Origin of the sequence: Crocinitomix catalasitica ATCC 23190 (genome assembly GCF_000621625.1) — a bacterium.
Classification (GTDB): Bacteria; Bacteroidota; Bacteroidia; order Flavobacteriales_D; family Crocinitomicaceae; genus Crocinitomix; species Crocinitomix catalasitica.
The window spans coordinates 119,511-136,169 of record NZ_JHXV01000012.1 but is presented as its reverse complement, the minus strand read 5'-3'; the positions used below and the strand labels follow the sequence as shown (position 1 = coordinate 136,169).

At 32.8% G+C, this 16,659-nt stretch carries 17 protein-coding genes and 1 tRNA gene; 12 read left to right on the top strand and 6 right to left on the bottom strand.

The features are described from left to right. Nucleotides 1–58: 58 nt before the first annotated feature. A tRNA-Lys gene (locus T367_RS0109975) sits at nucleotides 59–131 on the bottom strand. 173 nt (nucleotides 132–304) lie between these two features. Here T367_RS0109975 and T367_RS0109970 point away from each other — a divergent pair. Further along, nucleotides 305–844 (top strand): shikimate kinase, encoded by a 540-nt coding sequence (locus T367_RS0109970; protein ID WP_027419711.1) that lies wholly within the window; start codon nucleotides 305–307, stop codon nucleotides 842–844. A gap of 155 nt (nucleotides 845–999) precedes the next feature. Here the strand turns inward: T367_RS0109970 and T367_RS0109965 are convergent, their stop codons facing one another. The 3 genes from T367_RS0109965 to T367_RS0109955 all read right to left on the bottom strand — a co-directional run bounded on the left by T367_RS0109965 (nucleotide 1,000) and on the right by T367_RS0109955 (nucleotide 2,843). Beyond that, entirely contained in the window at nucleotides 1,000–1,308 is a 309-nt protein-coding gene (locus tag T367_RS0109965; RefSeq protein WP_027419710.1) for a rhodanese-like domain-containing protein, read from the bottom strand. A 58-nt stretch (nucleotides 1,309–1,366) separates the two neighbouring features. Next, nucleotides 1,367–2,086 carry a hypothetical protein gene (locus T367_RS0109960; protein WP_027419709.1) on the bottom strand — a complete coding sequence of 240 codons (720 nt, stop codon included), beginning with the start codon at nucleotides 2,084–2,086 and terminating at the stop codon, nucleotides 1,367–1,369. A gap of 82 nt (nucleotides 2,087–2,168) precedes the next feature. Then, nucleotides 2,169–2,843, bottom strand: a complete 675-nt coding sequence (locus tag T367_RS0109955) for a hypothetical protein (protein ID WP_027419708.1) — start codon at nucleotides 2,841–2,843, stop codon at nucleotides 2,169–2,171. A gap of 163 nt (nucleotides 2,844–3,006) precedes the next feature. Here T367_RS0109955 and T367_RS0109950 point away from each other — a divergent pair, with 163 nt between their 5' ends. The 4 genes from T367_RS0109950 to T367_RS0109930 all read left to right on the top strand — a co-directional run bounded on the left by T367_RS0109950 (nucleotide 3,007) and on the right by T367_RS0109930 (nucleotide 9,567). Continuing rightward, complete coding sequence (locus T367_RS0109950) at nucleotides 3,007–3,963, top strand: arginase (RefSeq protein ID WP_027419707.1); 957 nt, start codon at nucleotides 3,007–3,009, stop codon at nucleotides 3,961–3,963. Then, nucleotides 3,960–5,861 (top strand): arginine--tRNA ligase, encoded by a 1,902-nt coding sequence (gene argS / locus T367_RS0109945; protein WP_027419706.1) that lies wholly within the window; start codon nucleotides 3,960–3,962, stop codon nucleotides 5,859–5,861. The genes T367_RS0109950 and argS overlap by 4 nt, the downstream gene beginning before the upstream one ends. A 246-nt stretch (nucleotides 5,862–6,107) precedes the next feature. Further along, a complete protein-coding gene (locus T367_RS25555; protein WP_169736046.1) occupies nucleotides 6,108–7,595 on the top strand; it encodes an OmpA family protein in 1,488 nt (495 codons plus the stop codon). Nucleotides 7,596–8,751: 1,156 nt separating this feature from the next. Next, nucleotides 8,752–9,567 carry an enoyl-ACP reductase FabI gene (locus T367_RS0109930; protein ID WP_027419704.1) on the top strand — a complete coding sequence of 272 codons (816 nt, stop codon included), beginning with the start codon at nucleotides 8,752–8,754 and terminating at the stop codon, nucleotides 9,565–9,567. 43 nt (nucleotides 9,568–9,610) lie between these two features. Here T367_RS0109930 and T367_RS0109925 read toward each other — a convergent pair whose 3' ends face one another. After that, nucleotides 9,611–10,267, bottom strand: coding sequence for an NUDIX hydrolase (locus T367_RS0109925; RefSeq protein ID WP_027419703.1), 657 nt, complete (start codon nucleotides 10,265–10,267; stop codon nucleotides 9,611–9,613). 85 nt (nucleotides 10,268–10,352) lie between these two features. On the opposite strand from T367_RS0109925, the gene T367_RS0109920 reads away from it, so the two are divergent. The 7 genes from T367_RS0109920 to T367_RS0109890 are packed head-to-tail and all read left to right on the top strand — an operon-like array spanning nucleotide 10,353 to nucleotide 14,372. Then, a complete protein-coding gene (locus T367_RS0109920) occupies nucleotides 10,353–10,871 on the top strand; it encodes a hypothetical protein (protein ID WP_027419702.1) in 519 nt (172 codons plus the stop codon). Next, nucleotides 10,861–11,127 (top strand): DUF493 family protein, encoded by a 267-nt coding sequence (locus T367_RS0109915; RefSeq protein WP_027419701.1) that lies wholly within the window; start codon nucleotides 10,861–10,863, stop codon nucleotides 11,125–11,127. The genes T367_RS0109920 and T367_RS0109915 overlap by 11 nt, the downstream gene beginning before the upstream one ends. Nucleotides 11,128–11,129: 2 nt before the next feature. Next, a complete protein-coding gene (locus T367_RS0109910; RefSeq protein ID WP_027419700.1) occupies nucleotides 11,130–11,525 on the top strand; it encodes a hypothetical protein in 396 nt (131 codons plus the stop codon). Nucleotide 11,526: 1 nt separating this feature from the next. Then, nucleotides 11,527–12,192 (top strand): hypothetical protein, encoded by a 666-nt coding sequence (locus T367_RS0109905; RefSeq protein WP_157454189.1) that lies wholly within the window; start codon nucleotides 11,527–11,529, stop codon nucleotides 12,190–12,192. Nucleotides 12,193–12,216: 24 nt separating this feature from the next. Beyond that, a complete protein-coding gene (locus tag T367_RS0109900) occupies nucleotides 12,217–12,846 on the top strand; it encodes a hypothetical protein (RefSeq protein ID WP_027419698.1) in 630 nt (209 codons plus the stop codon). A gap of 9 nt (nucleotides 12,847–12,855) precedes the next feature. Continuing rightward, nucleotides 12,856–13,629: an MBL fold metallo-hydrolase gene (locus T367_RS0109895; protein ID WP_027419697.1), complete on the top strand. Its 774-nt coding sequence runs from the start codon at nucleotides 12,856–12,858 to the stop codon at nucleotides 13,627–13,629. 2 nt (nucleotides 13,630–13,631) lie between these two features. Then, nucleotides 13,632–14,372, top strand: a complete 741-nt coding sequence (locus tag T367_RS0109890; protein WP_035843174.1) for a glycoside hydrolase family 25 protein — start codon at nucleotides 13,632–13,634, stop codon at nucleotides 14,370–14,372. A 702-nt stretch (nucleotides 14,373–15,074) separates the two neighbouring features. Here the strand turns inward: T367_RS0109890 and T367_RS0109885 are convergent. Then, a complete protein-coding gene (locus T367_RS0109885) occupies nucleotides 15,075–16,637 on the bottom strand; it encodes a TlpA family protein disulfide reductase (protein ID WP_027419695.1) in 1,563 nt (520 codons plus the stop codon). Nucleotides 16,638–16,659 lie beyond the last annotated feature (22 nt).

Sequence of the window (16,659 nt, the reverse complement as noted above, 5' to 3'; positions counted from 1 at the left end):
TAAAATTTGGAACAAAAAAAAACTCCAATCGAAATGATTGAAGTCTTTTTTTTATTTGTGATCTGGCTGGGGCTCGAACCCAGGACCCTCTCCTTAAAAGGGAGATGCTCTACCAACTGAGCTACCAAATCCTTTTTGTTTGCGGGTGCAAATATACAGTGTTTATTCTAGTCCACAAAATTATATTAGAAAAAAAAAGGATGTTTTTTTCTAATTGACTTATAACTTATTGGAATTGAGAGTTGGCGATGCTGATTTTTTTTTGAGGATTTATTGTTTTACCTTTATTCTATTCTAAAAACGTATGACGAATATATTTTTAATTGGTTTCATGGGGTCTGGTAAAACGACCTTTGGTAAAAAGGTTGCAAAACTATTGGGTATGAAATTTATCGATCTTGATGTTTATATCACAGCGCAAGAAAAAAAAAGCATCACAGCAATTTTTGATAAATATGGGGAAGAACATTTCAGAACTTTAGAAACGAATTATTTAAAATCAATTGCAAATTCAAGTATAAATACCATTTATAGTTTAGGTGGAGGGACTCCTTGCTTTAATAATAATATCCAAATTATAAAAAATGCAGGAAAATCTGTTTACTTACATATGCCTCCAACGAAGTTGAAGGATAGATTAGCCAATTCTAAAACATCTCGACCGTTAATTGATCATTTAAAGGGTAATGAAACCGAGTTAGAACTTTATATTGAAGTTCTATTAAATAAGCGAGAAATCTATTATAATCAAGCCGACTTAATAATCGAGGATTATTGGAAAAATAAAAATGAAAGCATTGAGAAGATCAATGTATTAAAACACAATCATCAAAACATCAATTAGATTGTGTTGATTTGCGAAAAAGTTTATTCGGTATGCTTACTAGAATCACGACGCCAACAAGGCTTATAAACCATTCGTGATTGACGTATCCAGCAATTATAAATACAATTGCAAAGAAAAGTTTTAGTGCCTTTATAAGACGTGTGTCACAAGAACTAAACATACTTTTTTAAACTACGCCATCCACCGCCATTAATTACATCGATTTCAACACTACTTAAAATCGTTTTAGCTTGCGCACTTCTAATTCCACTAGCGCAACAAACAACAATAGGTTTATTCAATTTTTTAATAGCTTTTAAGTTGTTTCGAATTTCCGACAAATTATAGTTCTTTGAACCTTCAATATGGCCAGATTTAAATTCATTTGGCGTTCGAACGTCTATAATTAATGCGCCATTTTTAATGTACGTAGCAATTTGTTCTTTTCCTTTTGATTTGAAGATATTCGTAAAAAAGCTCATAGTCGTTATTTATTTTAACAAAAGTCGATTATTTTTAATTATTGGATTGTAATGATTATCACAAATCTTCACAATCACATTCGGTTTGACTTGAAATATCCGAAATTCTTGTTCGATTTTCACCGATTATATAAGTAAATATATATGTTTCCCCGTTAATTTTTCCGTTCAATACGTAAATAGGGTTGGGGTGTAGTCTAGGTTTTGATGCTTTAAGATCAATATCTGCCGTCTGATGAAAGATGAGTACATCGTCCTTATTGAGGTTTAAACAAGCTAACTGACATTTTGCTTTTGAAAGGATACGTATTTCTTGTGCTTCAATAATATGCATAATATCTTCGCGTGGCAAAGATAAAACTCGTAAAATTTTAGCCGTTTCAATATTTCTACAAGGTTCCTGATCTAATTTATGTAAGCCTACAACTTCAGCTTTTTTTGTTTCCTCATGCAAAGCGAATTCCGCAGCATACCAGCCATTTTCATTTTCAGCTTCAAGGAAATAAACTTTTGGAGTATCTCTAGTTGAGCTTTTGTCGAAAACAACTTCTCCTTTATTTTTGAGTAGCTCATAGATATCTACATTGCTTAAATTAAAGCAAGATAGGACTTGAAATAGACTGTCACCTATAACCAATTCCTTCTCACCGATCATGTTTTTTACGCGATTTTCAGGTAGCCAAGCACAACCTCTATTGCCAAACATAAAATAGACTAACAGTGAGCCAAAACTCAATCCGATGAAGTAGAATTTAAAACGATTCCAAAATTTTTCCATGAATTTTTTTTGACAAATTTAGTGATTACATTCGGTCAGTTAACCACATTGAAATAGGAAATATGAAGGTTTGATTCGAATATTATTTCAAAAGAATATCAAATAGACCTTGAACTTCCGCTTCATATTCATCAAAATTCACTTTTGAATAAGTGTGAATTTGATCAAATTCACTATCTAATACTTCTCTTGGTGTGAATTTAACAGCTTCTATATGCATTTTTAAACCGTAACGTTCAATATCGTAGATTAAAGGCACACCCTTGATTTTTGTATAAGAAGAATACCAATAAGCTTTTTTAGGTGTCAAATCTTGAGTAAACCAAATCGATTTACTGTCTCCATTTTCGCTAATTATTAAGTATTCTTTAGCAAGTAGCCCGATAATACTATCTTTATTACTTGTCTTTTCGATTTCATAATCAGGCTGAGAGGCAATCATTTTATCAATTTCATCCTCCTTTAAATCAGTATAAATTAGTTTGGCTCCAAAATCCAATCGCATTTCAATTTTGTTCTGATTCTGATTAGATACTATTTCAGTAGAGAATATTTTACCCCTCGCGATGGTCGACTTAATTTTGTCGCCTTTGAACGTTAATACTAGCTTTTCAGGAATTATTTTTGACATAAAGTCTGAGACTTCTGCATCCGGATAAGTAATTACATATTCTATCTCACCAGATTGAATTTGGTCAGTATTACAACTGAAAAATAAGATAGAAGTAAACAGAAAAAACGCTTTTATAATTCTCATGTAATCTCGATTTAATTTGCATTAGGGTTATGCGCAAAGATATAATATTTCTACCATAACGGTTTTAGAATAAATTATTCTATCAATTTGTTTAGAATATTCATTTGTTTTGATCAGAAATATCAAGCTAAAAATGTTAAATTTGCAACGAATAAATAATGTTATGGCTGAAATAAAAATAATTCAAAATAATTCTGAAATTGGTGCAGGAACTAGAGGTGCAGGTTTAGGAGTTGAAGCATTAAAAGTAGTGGCGAGGACAAGAGAAAATCAGTTTTTTGGTCGTTACGAATGTTTTTACGTTCAGACTGAAAACGATATGTTGGATTTTGAAACAGATTTTCAATACGCAAAAAGAATTGATGGGATGTTGTCAAATTATCAGAATACCAAAGATATTTTACAACATATTTATGCTGATAATGATTTTCCGGTGATTTTATCAGGAGACCATTGTTGCGCTGGAGGTACAATCAGTGGAATAAAAACTGCCTTTCCTGACAAACGCTTAGGGGTTGTTTGGATTGACGCGCATGCAGATATACATACACCTTATACAACACCTTCTGGGAATATGCATGGTATGCCTTTAGCAATTGTCTTAAACGAGGACAACCTTGCGGGTAAGATTAATGAACCGAATCCAGAGGTTGCGGGGTATTGGAATGACTTGAAGAATTTAGGTGGAATAGCTCCTAAAATATTAGCAGAAGATCTCATATATGTCAGTCTTAGAGATACTGAAAAGCCAGAGGATGTTTATATAGCGAACAAAGGAATTGAAAATATCTCTGTTGCAGATATAAGACAGAAAGGACTTGAATATACCATTGAGAAAATTAAAGAGAAGATGTCCAATTGTGATATTGTCTATATCTCATTTGATGTTGATAGTATGGATAGTGTTTTGGTTTCAAAAGGAACGGGAACACCTGTAGAAAACGGTTTAAGTCCAGAAGAAGCAATGCATATCATGACTGAGTTGTCAGCTTGGGATAAGACATGTTGTATTGAAATGGTTGAAATAAACCCATGTTTAGATAATAAGATAAATAGAATGGCAGAAGTCGCTTTTGAAATACTTGAAGCTTCTGTTGATAATATAGAAGCAAGAATATGATTGAACTTGAAAATGAACTTCGACCTACGATATTAAAAGCAATATCAGAAATTTATAGCCAAAATTTGAACAATGAGGACATACAATTTCAGTTGACGAGAAAAGATTTTGAGGGCGATTTGACGCTCGTAACATTTCCTTTTACAAAATTTTCAAAGAAATCACCTGTTGATACAGGAAATGAAATTGGGGACTATCTTGTTACCAATAGCGAATTGATTGAAACTTATAATACCGTTCAAGGTTTTTTAAATTTAGTGATATCAAAATCGTACTGGTTGAAATCGCTTATAGAAATTAATCAAACTGATAATTATGGTCAGTTTGCCTCCAACGGTCGCAGTGTAATGGTTGAGTATTCTTCCCCAAACACGAATAAGCCTTTACATTTAGGTCATTTAAGAAATAATTTTTTAGGTTATTCAGTCGCGCAAATCCTTAAGGAGAATGGAAACGACGTTATTAAAACACAAATCATAAACGACAGAGGAATTCATATTTGTAAAAGTATGCTTGCTTGGGAGCGTTATGGAGAAGGGGAAACGCCAATTAGCTCGGGCTTAAAAGGAGATAAATTAGTTGGTAAATATTATGTAAAGTTTGATAAAGTCTTAAAACAGGAAACGGAAACACTTCTAGAAAAATGGGCGTTAGGTGAATTTGATGTGGACGAAGCGACAATTGCAGAATATCAAAAATTGTCTAAGATAAAGGCTGAAAAGCCAGACGAGAAAAGTAAAAAAGGCATTCAAGATAAGATCAATAAATTGGCTAACAATAGCACGCCTATCATGCTTGATGTTCAGCAAATGCTGCAAGATTGGGAAGCAAAATCACCGGATGTAATTGCGTTGTGGAATAAGATGAATGGCTGGGTTTATGAAGGTTTTGACGCTACTTATAAAGCAATGGGCGTTGATTTTGATAAGTTGTATTATGAATCAAACACATACTTAACGGGGAAAGAATTAGTTGTTGAAGGACTTGAGAAAGGAATTTTCTTCGAGAAACCAGATGGATCAGTTTGGATTGATTTAACAGATGATGGCTTAGATGAAAAACTTGTACTACGTTCGGATGGTACAGCTGTTTATATGACGCAGGATATTGGTACTGCCCAGCAGCGAATGAAAGAGTTTGATAATTTAACGGGGATTGTTTATACAGTTGGAAACGAGCAAGATTATCATTTCCAAGTGCTATTTTTAATCCTAAAAAAATTAGGATATAAATGGGCGGATAATTGTTATCACTTGTCATATGGTATGGTCGATCTGAAAAATAAGGATGGTCAAGTGGGGAAAATGAAGTCGAGAGAAGGTACAGTTGTAGATGCTGATGATCTTATTGCAGATGTGATAGGTAAAGCCAAAGAAATGACGCAAGAACGTGGCCAAATAGAAGGGCTATCAGAAGAAGATAAAGATGAATTATATAAAATGATTGGTCTTGCAGGATTAAAATATTATTTATTAAAGGTCGATCCAACTAAACGAATGACTTTTAATCCTGAAGAATCCGTTGAGTTAAATGGAAATACCGGACCTTTTATTCAATATGCTTTTGCACGAATTCAATCCTTATTAAGAAAAGGAGGGGAGTTAGGGCCTATTGATTCCAAAATAGATATTCATCCTATTGAACGGGATTTAATTAAAAAGCTTATTGAATATCCAAGTGTAATTGCAGATGCCGGAAGTAGCTATTCTCCAGCAATAATCGCAAGTTACGCTTATGATCTGGCGAAACTATTCAATTCGTTTTTTCAGTCGATAAGTATTTTCAGAGAAAGTGATTTGAATGTACAGAATTATAGACTCGTTTTAAGTCAAAAAGTAGGAGAAACGATCAAAACTTCGATGAAAATGCTAGGAATTGATGTCCCAGACCGTATGTAACGAAAAAAAAAAATATTTATTTTACATTTCTGTTAAATAAATGGGAATATCGTGAATTTTTTATGTACAAGCTTGATTTACATATGTTTTACACGGTGTGATTTTCTGCGCTATATACAAAAAATTAGTAGTTTTTAACATTAAAAACTAGGTTTTTTGACGGATTTTTACGTTAAACCAACGATTGATTAACGATAAACAAATTATTTCTTTATTTTTGTGTTAGATAATTATAAAACTATGAAAATGAAAATTGGAATATTAAGTTTATTTGCGATTCTGTTTATTTCAGGGTCAAGTTACGGGCAAACAGCGGATCAACGAATCGGTATTGGAGCCCACTTAGGTATTTCCGACTATTACGGAGATTTAAATACCCAATTTTTTAATATTGGTACTGCAAGAAACCAGGGTGGTATTACATTAAGCTATTATTTAAATAGCATGTTTGATGTAGCAGCATCTTGTACATATGGTGGTATTGGTTTTAATCAAACACAAGGACCAAGTTTTAGTGCTAACTTATTTCAAGCGAACGCACAATTACGCTTTAAATTTGCCAACGGAATGATGTTGTCAGAAAGTTCTAAAATTCAACCGTTTGTTTTTGTTGGCGCTGGTATCGCCGATTGGGCGAGTGTTGGTTTGAATGATAAGTTTGCGAAAGCTACAGTTCCACAAACTGATTTGTTATGGTCAGGTGGTTTAGGTGCTACTTATTTACTTTTAGACAACTGGGGTATTAACTATACTTTATTATATGGTTATACTAATGGTGATTCTAAAGATGGTTACTCAGGTTTTTCAGGAGGACATGATCAATTCATGATTCACCAATTAGGTATTGTTTACTTAATCGGAAAAGTAACTGATTCTGATGGTGATGGTGTTTCTGATAAGAAAGATAAATGTCCTGATACACCAGCAGGTGTTGCCGTTAATGAAAATGGTTGTGCTGAAGACAGAGATGGTGACGGTATTGCTGATCACTTGGATAAATGTCCAGATGAAGCAGGTGTTGAAGCTTTAGATGGTTGTCCTGATTCTGATGGTGATGGTATTACAGATGCTGAGGATGAGTGTCCAGAAGTATTCGGTTTACTTTCAGCTCAAGGATGTCCTGATACTGATGGTGATGGTATTACTGATGAAGATGATGCTTGTCCTGAAGTTGCAGGTATTGATAAGTTTGACGGTTGTCCTGATACTGATGGTGATGGAATTCAAGATTCTGAGGATGATTGTCCAAATATCGCAGGTATTAAAGAATTAAAAGGATGTGCTGATACTGATGGTGATGGTATTGCTGATAACGTAGATAAATGTCCTACTATTCCTGGTGTTGACTCAAACATGGGTTGTCCAGAAATTGCAGAGGCTACTAAAGAAGTCTTCAAAAAAGCATTAAAAGGAATTCAATTCGAATCAGGTAGAGATGTTATTAAGAAATCTTCATATGGTATCTTAAACAATGTTGCTGACATCATGAAAGAAAACCCTTCTTATAAATTAATTATTGAAGGCCATACTGATAGCCAAGGTGATGATGCGAAAAACTTTACGTTATCTGAAAAGAGAGCATTAGCTGTTAAGAATTACTTGATTTCTAAAGGTATTGACGGTGGAAGATTAACTTCAAGAGGTTTCGGTGAAACTAAACCAAAAAAAGCTACGAATGATACTAGTTCTGGTAGAGCTGAAAACAGACGTGTAGAGTTCACAGTAGAGTTCTAATACAAATAGTTTTATATATCAAAACACCTTCTCAATATTGGGAAGGTGTTTTTTTTGTCGATGTTTTTTGACTATTTAAGTATATCATTATTCCATCCGTCGAGAAAATATTTCATCTTATCGACAAATCTTTGAAAAAGTGAATATTTCATATATCTTTGTATCTCAATTATTGATCTGATTTCTTCAGCAGTAATTGTAATTTTAGTTTCATAGCTAAAAGTTAGGTGGAAGCGCATTGTTAAAGAACATTGCGCTTCTTTTGCGTTTATAGGGTTCCTAACTGCTTTCGCTATACTTCTCATATTCCCTGCAAATACCAAAAAAAATCAAGCATCTAAACTTGGATCAAGACCAATTGTTGGGGACGAGCTAAATATTTGAGTCAATCTTAATAAAACTAAAGCCACATTTTTGATACATCAGAATTTTATTTTGAAATTTTGGATACCCGATTTATTTTCAAATTTTATTTAACCTCTACTTCCTTTTCTTTCCCAAACACTTTCGGGAAAGAAAAGGAAGTAGAGCCTCCGCTATAGCCTTCGCTTGAAGCTTCGGTCATCGAAGATAGCTTCAGCGCACGCGGAAAAAAGGCTGCCTGGCAGGGCCTACATTCAATAGCCGGTCTCCCAAGCCTAGCAGGTATGCTTTTACTCACCAACGCAACTCTTGAAACTGGAAAAGATCGGTGATTCCGCCTAAGGTCGGACAGGCGCCAATCAAGGATTGTAGCTTACGACTGAGTCGCATACGTCCTCACTTTTTTACCAGTTTCAATTCGTTTCTTATGGCTCTTAAGAGAATGGCATCGAAAAATCGAATTTAGGATGTAATTATTGGGTTAAGTTGCAATTAGAAAAATTATTTTTCAATCTATAAATCAATCCAAAAGTCATTCTTTAGTACAAAAAAAAATAGTCTAAATTCCTCCCCAACTTTTGTGACTGATCCGAAACTAAATAACATTCATAATTTCAACGAAATTGTAATACAAAATTTTTTAAAGGGGGAAAAGTTGTTCAGGTGAACGCTATTTTATTTATGGGTATAGGATTTGGTCTAATAATTTGGGGAATTATCAAGTTGTTCAATTAAATTTGATGTCAAGTAAATTTAAGTTCTATTTTTGTGTAATTGAATAAAAAGAGAGATTATGGCTAATGGATTATTAAAAGGTAAAAAAGGGATTATTTTTGGCGCTTTAAACGAGCAGTCAATAGCTTGGAAAGTTGCAGAACGAGCGCATGAAGAAGGTGCTGAATTTGTTTTGACTAACGCTCCAATCGCCATGAGAATGGGGGAGATCAATCAGTTGGCTGAAAAAACTAATTCTACTATTATTCCTGCAGATGCTACTAGTATTGAGGATATAGAAAATCTTTTTGATGAAGCATTGAAAATTTTAGGAGGTAAAGTAGATTTTATTTTACATTCAATTGGTATGTCTATTAATGTCAGAAAAGGTAGAGATTATACTGATCAGAATTATGATTGGACAATGAAGGGCCTTGATGTATCTGCATTATCCTTCCATAAGGTTATGCAAACTGCAATGAAAAAAGATGCTGTTAACGATTGGGGTTCTATTCTTGCATTGACTTATATCGCTGCTCAAAAAGTATTTCCTGATTATAACGATATGGCTGATAATAAATCTTATTTAGAATCAGTAGCAAGAAGTTTTGGATACCACTACGGTCAACAAAAGAAAGTTCGTGTGAATACAATATCTCAATCTCCAACTGCGACGACTGCAGGAACAGGTGTTAAAGGATTTAGTGAATTTATTAGCTTTTCTGAACAAATGTCACCTCTAGGTAATGCTGCAGCTATAGATTGTGCAAATTATTGCGTTGCAATGTTCTCTGACTTAACAAAGTATGTTACTATGCAGAACCTTTTCCATGATGGTGGGTTTTCAAATACTGGAGTAACACAAGCTGTTATTGAAAAGTTTAAAGCAGAATAATTGTTTATGAAATTTTAATAGGATATCTAAAAATAAGGACGAATTATTTTTGGATGTCCTGTTGTATCATCGCTTTAAATTCGTTGAGAATAAGTGCTGTAGCTCCCCATACAATTCTTTCGTTTAACTTGAACGCTGGTACCTTATTTAGGTATTGTCCTTTTTCAATTTCTATCTTAGTATCAATTCTATTTGCTTGATTTAATAAATCTGGAATTTTTACTTGAAAAACTTTTTCAACCTCTCTTTCATCTTTAACGATAAGTGGTGGATGATCTAGATATCCGATAAATGGGTGAATTAAAAATTTACTAACCGGAATATAGACTTGACTCATTTCACCGATAATCTTTATTTCATCACTCGCAACACCTATTTCTTCCATGGTTTCGCGTAGAGCAGTCTTTGTAAGTGATTTGTCAGTTTTCTCATACTTTCCGCCAGGTAAACTCATTTGACCTGAATGGGTGCCGTTGTATGTTTGTCTTTGAATGAGTGTGAAATGAATTTCGTCTTTTTGAAAATGCACCAGCAGTAAAACTGCCGATAAACGAACGGTAGGTTTTGTTCTCATAACTTCACTGGTTGTCATCCTAAATGGTGCCATTTCCCTATGGCTATTTTCACCCGGTAAATGTTTTATGGAGTTTTTAAGTCTTTCTATGAAAATTGAATATTTTTCGTTTGATTCAGGTTGCATTTATTTTATAAAATTTTTATAAAAGTAATAACTAAGCCAAATATCTTAACTTTTTTGCCAATTTTACAATTTCAATTAAGGTGTCATGGATAATTTAGAAGAATTGTTTGAAATCAAACAAAAGTTTTTGCGCGTAACTCCGCATCCCAAATTAATTAAAAAACAAATTGATAAACTTGATAAATTAGTACAGGAAGAAAATGATATTCGTATCATAACTTCAGAATTAGATACTTCAAGTTCTTTAGCCGATTTTTTGGAGAATTATATTGCAAAAATTTTAAAGATTCGCCTGGAGATTGCAAATGCCAAAGAAGCTGTATGTTTAAAGAACAATTTAAAGGAATTACTTTTATTACAAGAAAGTTTAATTCTGAAGTTAGCAAGCTATGCTGAAGAAATTGAAATCACACAATTTGATAATGTTAAAATGTCAGATGATTTTGATGCATATGCAATACTTAAGTTTATCCGGGTTGAAAACATTGAGGAGAACAAAATAAAGCCTTATCTTTATACCCAAATTAATACCGATTTAAAAACAGAAAAGCCATTGCTAATTGCTTGTGTGAGGGCTAAGAAAATATTAGAATATGACAGATGAATTCCAACATTTAAGAGAACTCTTGTCTCAAAACGACTACCCATCTCTTTATCTATTTAAGTTTATTGTAAAGCAAGATCCAGAAAAGGTCGTTGAGATTAAAAAATGTTTCAATGAAAGTGCTGAAATAGAGACAAAACCATCTAAAAATGGTAACTATATTGCTGTTTCTGTTAAAGAGATGATGTTAACTGCTGAGGCTATTATCGATCGTTATAAAGCCGTTGGTGAAATTAAAAATGTAATAGCCTTATAATTATGGGTCCTTTAGAATCGAGTACTATTATATTAGGTATCCTCTATGCAACAGGAGCTGTATTATTGTTTATTGCCAGCTATATGCTTTTCATCAAACGCTTTAAGCGCAGCAAATTAGAAGCTGTTAGTGATGTTAAATTAACGACATCTCGGTCGAATACCTATAGTGGTAAAACGCAGTTTTTATTGGAGGTTTCAAGACCAGTAAATGTTGAATTTAATTTATTGGATGAAAACGAAAATAAGTTGAGTGAGATTTTATCTGGACAACTAGTTGAAGGGGAACAAAGTGTTGATTTTGATCCAAGTTCATTATTGGATGGGAATTATTACTTATCTTTAAAAACAGCGAATGCTTCAATATTAAGAAAAATAAAAATTAACAAAATTGGATAATTTGAGAATACATATTAAAAGCGTACTTTTTATTGGAACAATTTTGTGCGTTGGGAACCTAACATACGGACAAGCTAAAATATTTACACCAAAGGGTAGTTTTGGTGTTGATATAGCTGTGCCTACTAAAGCAAATAATGCTGCATTTCAAAGAACATTTCAGGGTTTGTTTAATGGAGGATTAGATTATCAGTACAATGTTTATAAAGGAATAACAGTTGGAATGGGCTTAAAATATGCGCTATTTAACTTAAATTCATTTGCTTTTGACAATGCTGAAATTAGCGGGGCTTACCATATGCCAGGTGCATATTTAACTGTTGGTTATGAGAAATTCACAAATGAAAGAGTATCGATTAACTTTAGCGTGCGTGCAGGTTATTCCTTCCTTTTATCTGCCAACGATTCTTGTACAGCGATTCAAGGAAATATGCATGTCTCAGAAAGCGTTTTTGTAGAGCCTCAAATTGAAGTCTTGTTATTGTCTGAAAAAATCAGTCCTCATGGATTTAGTTTTCAATTGGGGTATAGTATATATTTTAATGAATTTAACCAATCTGAGTTATGTATGACTGAGATAAAAAATATTCTACCTGAAGATTATCAAGGAATTACGCGTTATTTAAGTATTGGATTTGGATATCGATATTATTTTGGACGGGATTAAGAACTATTAAGTTAATTTCAATTAATGAAAGGACAGTCATTCATATTATTTCTATTCTGCTGCTTTGTTTGGAGCTGTGAAGAAGAAGATGTCATTCCTGATGGGAAAACCTTGCCTGCTGGATTAAGTTCTTTTTCAATAGAAGAATTAGACTTTTTACCCAATGCGACAGCTGATAGGATTTATGGAGAATTACCTTCATTAGTCAATGAGATGTCGATGCTCTATGTCGAAGAGAGATCTGAGCAATACGTCTACGCTTGGCAACAATATTTCTATAAGTTTAGTGAGAACTTTAACCTTAAAGCAGAGTTTAGATTTAGGTATTTAGAAACGAATGAGAAAACGTTCAAAACGTTGCTTATCGGTTTAAATTATTTCGATCATAAAAACAAATTAAGAAAGCAAGAGTTTGAATTACCTATTAGTATCAAAGATACTGCGGATAGTTACTTTTCAACTTTTATGAATTATTACCCGGAAATAACATTGGGAGATGTAGAGTGGGAAGATGTTTACGAACTATTTCCGACCAAGTCAACGCCAGCTATCGAATACGGGATTGATAATTATGAAAAAATTTACTATTCCCGTCACCATGGTATAATTATGATTTACTATTATAATGGGGAAGTCTGGTTATTAAAACCTTAAAATCATTAAATGAATTCTTTTGAAGTAGTGTTTCTTGGCACTGGAACATCTCAAGGAGTACCGGTAATAGGATGTAATTGTGATGTGTGTACATCAACTAATCCTAAAGATAAACGACTGCGTACTTCTGCTCTTATTAAAATTAAAGATCAAACATTTGTAATTGATACAGGCCCAGATTTTAGGCAGCAAATGTTGCGGGAAGATGTTCAAAATTTAGATGCTGTTTTATTTACTCACGAACATAAAGATCACATTGCTGGTCTCGATGATATCAGAGCATTCAATTTTAAGTCTAAAATGGATATGCCTGTCTATCTTTCTGATCGTGTTCTTATTGGCTTAAAAAAAGAATTTCACTATATCTTTAGTGAATATACTTACCCAGGTATACCTAAAATTCAATTAAACCTAATCGATAAAGTTCCTTTTAATGTGAACGGTATAAACATTCAACCTATTGAGGTGATGCATTATCAACTTCCTGTAACAGCTTTTCGTATTGGGGATTTTGCTTATATCACAGATGCTAATTTCGTAAGTGAAAAGGAAATGGAAAAATTAGTAGGTGTTAAATTTCTCGTGATTAACGCATTGCGACAAGAGCAACATATATCACATTTTAATTTGGCTGAAGCTTTAGCTTTTATTGATCGAATTAAGCCTAATAAAGCCTACTTAACCCATATTAGTCATTTAATGGGACAACATGATGAAATTAATTCAACTTTGCCATCAAACGTGTCAATAGCTCATGATGGATTGAAAATTTCAGTTCATTAACAGTGAAAAAATTATTTAAGTCCCTTTCAGTGCTTGTAATTATTGGTGCTTTTGCATTTTTGATGTACGAAAATTTGAGACCGTTTTATTACGATGCGCGGTTAAAAGTTGATGTGCCAAAAGGTTATCCTGTTTTTGGAATCGATATTTCGCATCATCAAGGGGAGATTAATTTTGATCAAATGTTTGCCAGTGACTTTAGTGATAGCATTGATTTCTTTTATATTAAAGCGACTGAAGGAACTAATCATAAAGATAGGCGGTATGATATAAATGCTGAAGGCATTGCAGTATTAGCCGGTAAATACGGGTTTTATCATTTTTATCAAGCTAAACAATCGGCAATAGAACAAGCGAATCATTTTGCAAATACAATTGATCCTTATAATTATAAATTGAAACCAGTCCTAGATATCGAATCGTTGAGTGGGATGAATGAAGATGTTTTATGTGATTCATTATTGGTTTTTATGAATAGAGTAGAAGAGCTATTGGCAGTACGTCCGATAATTTACACATTCCATTCGTTTTATATTGATCATTTAGCAGGACATAAAATTGAAAATGAATTGTATTGGATTGCAAAATACAACGGGAGTACTCATCTTATTCATGACGATAATTTTATTATCTGGCAATTTTCAGAATCAGGTCACTTAAATGGTGTTAATGAAAATATTGATCTAAATGTCGCAAAATCATCATTCCATAAAAAAGTTATTGTTAAAAGAGATCTGAAATAAAGGTTTTACGACGAAACAATAGGGTACAAAAAAAGGGGAACACTAATTGAAAGTAGAATTTTCATTAACCCAAAACTTATGAAAAAGTAATATCTACTAAGAATTCAATAGTGCTCACCCTATATTTATAATAAGAATGAAGTAGTAATGTCGTTCAAAGATTTCTTCATTAACCCAAAACTTATGAAAAAGTAAAATATTTCTTCTACTAAATCATTACTACTCCAATATTTTGTGATCATTTTACCGTTGTAAATGCTGTAAACAAATTTAGTTAAAACTCAATCCTTTACCGAATGTTAAGTAAATTAATTGTTAACAATTTTCGACCAATAGTTGTTTTACAGGCATAAAGTTAAATATTAATTCGCGATAAAACTAGGTATTTTTACTTAATTTTAGGTGTTTATACTCAAGCTATTGATTTTATAGGGGTTAGCGTGAAAAAAAAAATGATATTTTTTTAGTGTTTGCTTAAAATAAGTGTCGTTTCGTGTGAAATTTGTTTATTGAGGGTAGAATATTAAGCTGGAATAATGACGTTATTTTTGTTAATTTATTCTCTTTTATATTTTCAAAATTCAATTTAAAACCCGATTTAGTTTCAAATATTCATGCTTCACTTAAAATAAATTATGGGGTAAAAAAAATCTCCGACTACAATAGTCGAAGATTTTTCCTAATTCGTTTTAAATCTATTTCCTAGTGGTCGTGTCCGTCATGCTCATCATGCTCATCAGGAGCTTGTTCTCCGTTCTCTGGATTCTCAACAGGGAATAATTTAACATCGTCACGGTGCCCAGTCTTATCATCGATAATTTCTTCTAATTGTCCAATTGAAATTTGTTTGAACAAAATATTTTTATTCTTATCAATAATATAAATTCGAGGAGTTGAATAAACATCATATGTATCAGCGTAATTTAAACTTTGAATATTTGTTTTATTACGCAATAAATTTGTTGGATTTTCCGTTGCTTCGTCATATACAGATTTCGTTAAACCTACATTGGTAAAGGTTAATTCGTGATCACGGATGAATTTTTTCCATTTTTCAAAATCATCACCAGTTGCTTTTGCTACTGCATAGATTTCCACGTTGCGTTCTTTGAATTTTTTATCGTATAAAGTTTGCAGTTTAGGCGTTACTTTTTTACAGTGTCCACATGTTGGGTCCCAGAAGTAGATCACAGTATAATCCGAATCAAAACTATGTGAATTTATCCAGTTTACATCTGATGTGTCTGGCAAGATTAACATAGGAGCGAAACTACCAGGAGATGTTCTACATACCTTTTCTGCTCGTTCACAAATTTTAGTGGTATTCTCTTCAGTTACCCAATAAGCTAAATTATTCGGCGGACAATAATAATTTTGAGCCATGAAGCAAAAAACTTTATCCATACCCATTATCTGAGATGTTTCATATTTATTGGTAACATGGTGAACGATGTATTGAAATACTTTGTTCGATTGGTCTAATTGATCCGTTTTGTCTATTAATTTTTTTGCATGAACTGCAATAGAATCTGGTATCTGAATCAATACCCTTTTAGAGAAAAATTTATCTAATTTATTATGAAAAATAGGTGCTTTAACAATTCTTGGATCTGAAAAATCAACATTGTCCCAATAATGATCAACATAATAATGGTAAACAAAATTAGAATCAGTGATTACACCATTAGCATCTTTAGGAGGTTCTGGTAATTCAATATCGATTGACATTTTTACCATTACACCAATAAAACGTTTTGGATTCTCTGCAACTAATTTTTTTTGGTATTCAGCCACCTTTTCATTTAAGGCCACCATTTCTTTTCTAATTGCAGCTTTTTCGTCTGAACCTTCTGCTGCTTTAGTGTATTTTTCATTCAAAGCAGAACCTTGTTCCTTGTTTTTCTGCATGAACTTGATATAATTATAGAAAACTTTATTGTTAACAGATTTGTTGACAGTCATTCCGCCAATAAAATTCTCAGGATCCTTAATATGCATATCTACATCTTCACCGTCAATTATCATTTCAAAATACTTGCCATTTGGCATAATCACAGCGAATAGACCTGCTTCCTGCTTACTTCCGTCGAATGAGAACTTACCATTCTTTACAACAGTTGTATCTGCATAGTAAAGTTTAGGTCCATAATATCGTGCTAAATATACTGTCGAATCTTTTACGTTATCCGCAGTGAAATTCAAATTTTGTGCTTGACCTAGTTGGGCAAACAAAACGAGTGTAAAAAATGCAATTATTTTTTTCATAATTCTTAAATCTTTATGCTAA

Coding starts and splice junctions, on each gene's coding strand:
- T367_RS0109970 (WP_027419711.1), top strand. CDS start 305: ATGACGAATATATTTTTAATTGGTTTCATGGGGTCTGGTAAAACGACC.
- T367_RS0109965 (WP_027419710.1), bottom strand. CDS start 1,308: ATGAGCTTTTTTACGAATATCTTCAAATCAAAAGGAAAAGAACAAATT.
- T367_RS0109960 (WP_027419709.1), bottom strand. CDS start 2,086: ATGGAAAAATTTTGGAATCGTTTTAAATTCTACTTCATCGGATTGAGT.
- T367_RS0109955 (WP_027419708.1), bottom strand. CDS start 2,843: ATGAGAATTATAAAAGCGTTTTTTCTGTTTACTTCTATCTTATTTTTC.
- T367_RS0109950 (WP_027419707.1), top strand. CDS start 3,007: ATGGCTGAAATAAAAATAATTCAAAATAATTCTGAAATTGGTGCAGGA.
- argS (WP_027419706.1), top strand. CDS start 3,960: ATGATTGAACTTGAAAATGAACTTCGACCTACGATATTAAAAGCAATA.
- T367_RS25555 (WP_169736046.1), top strand. CDS start 6,108: ATGAAAATTGGAATATTAAGTTTATTTGCGATTCTGTTTATTTCAGGG.
- T367_RS0109930 (WP_027419704.1), top strand. CDS start 8,752: ATGGCTAATGGATTATTAAAAGGTAAAAAAGGGATTATTTTTGGCGCT.
- T367_RS0109925 (WP_027419703.1), bottom strand. CDS start 10,267: ATGCAACCTGAATCAAACGAAAAATATTCAATTTTCATAGAAAGACTT.
- T367_RS0109920 (WP_027419702.1), top strand. CDS start 10,353: ATGGATAATTTAGAAGAATTGTTTGAAATCAAACAAAAGTTTTTGCGC.
- T367_RS0109915 (WP_027419701.1), top strand. CDS start 10,861: ATGACAGATGAATTCCAACATTTAAGAGAACTCTTGTCTCAAAACGAC.
- T367_RS0109910 (WP_027419700.1), top strand. CDS start 11,130: ATGGGTCCTTTAGAATCGAGTACTATTATATTAGGTATCCTCTATGCA.
- T367_RS0109900 (WP_027419698.1), top strand. CDS start 12,217: ATGAAAGGACAGTCATTCATATTATTTCTATTCTGCTGCTTTGTTTGG.
- T367_RS0109895 (WP_027419697.1), top strand. CDS start 12,856: ATGAATTCTTTTGAAGTAGTGTTTCTTGGCACTGGAACATCTCAAGGA.
- T367_RS0109885 (WP_027419695.1), bottom strand. CDS start 16,637: ATGAAAAAAATAATTGCATTTTTTACACTCGTTTTGTTTGCCCAACTA.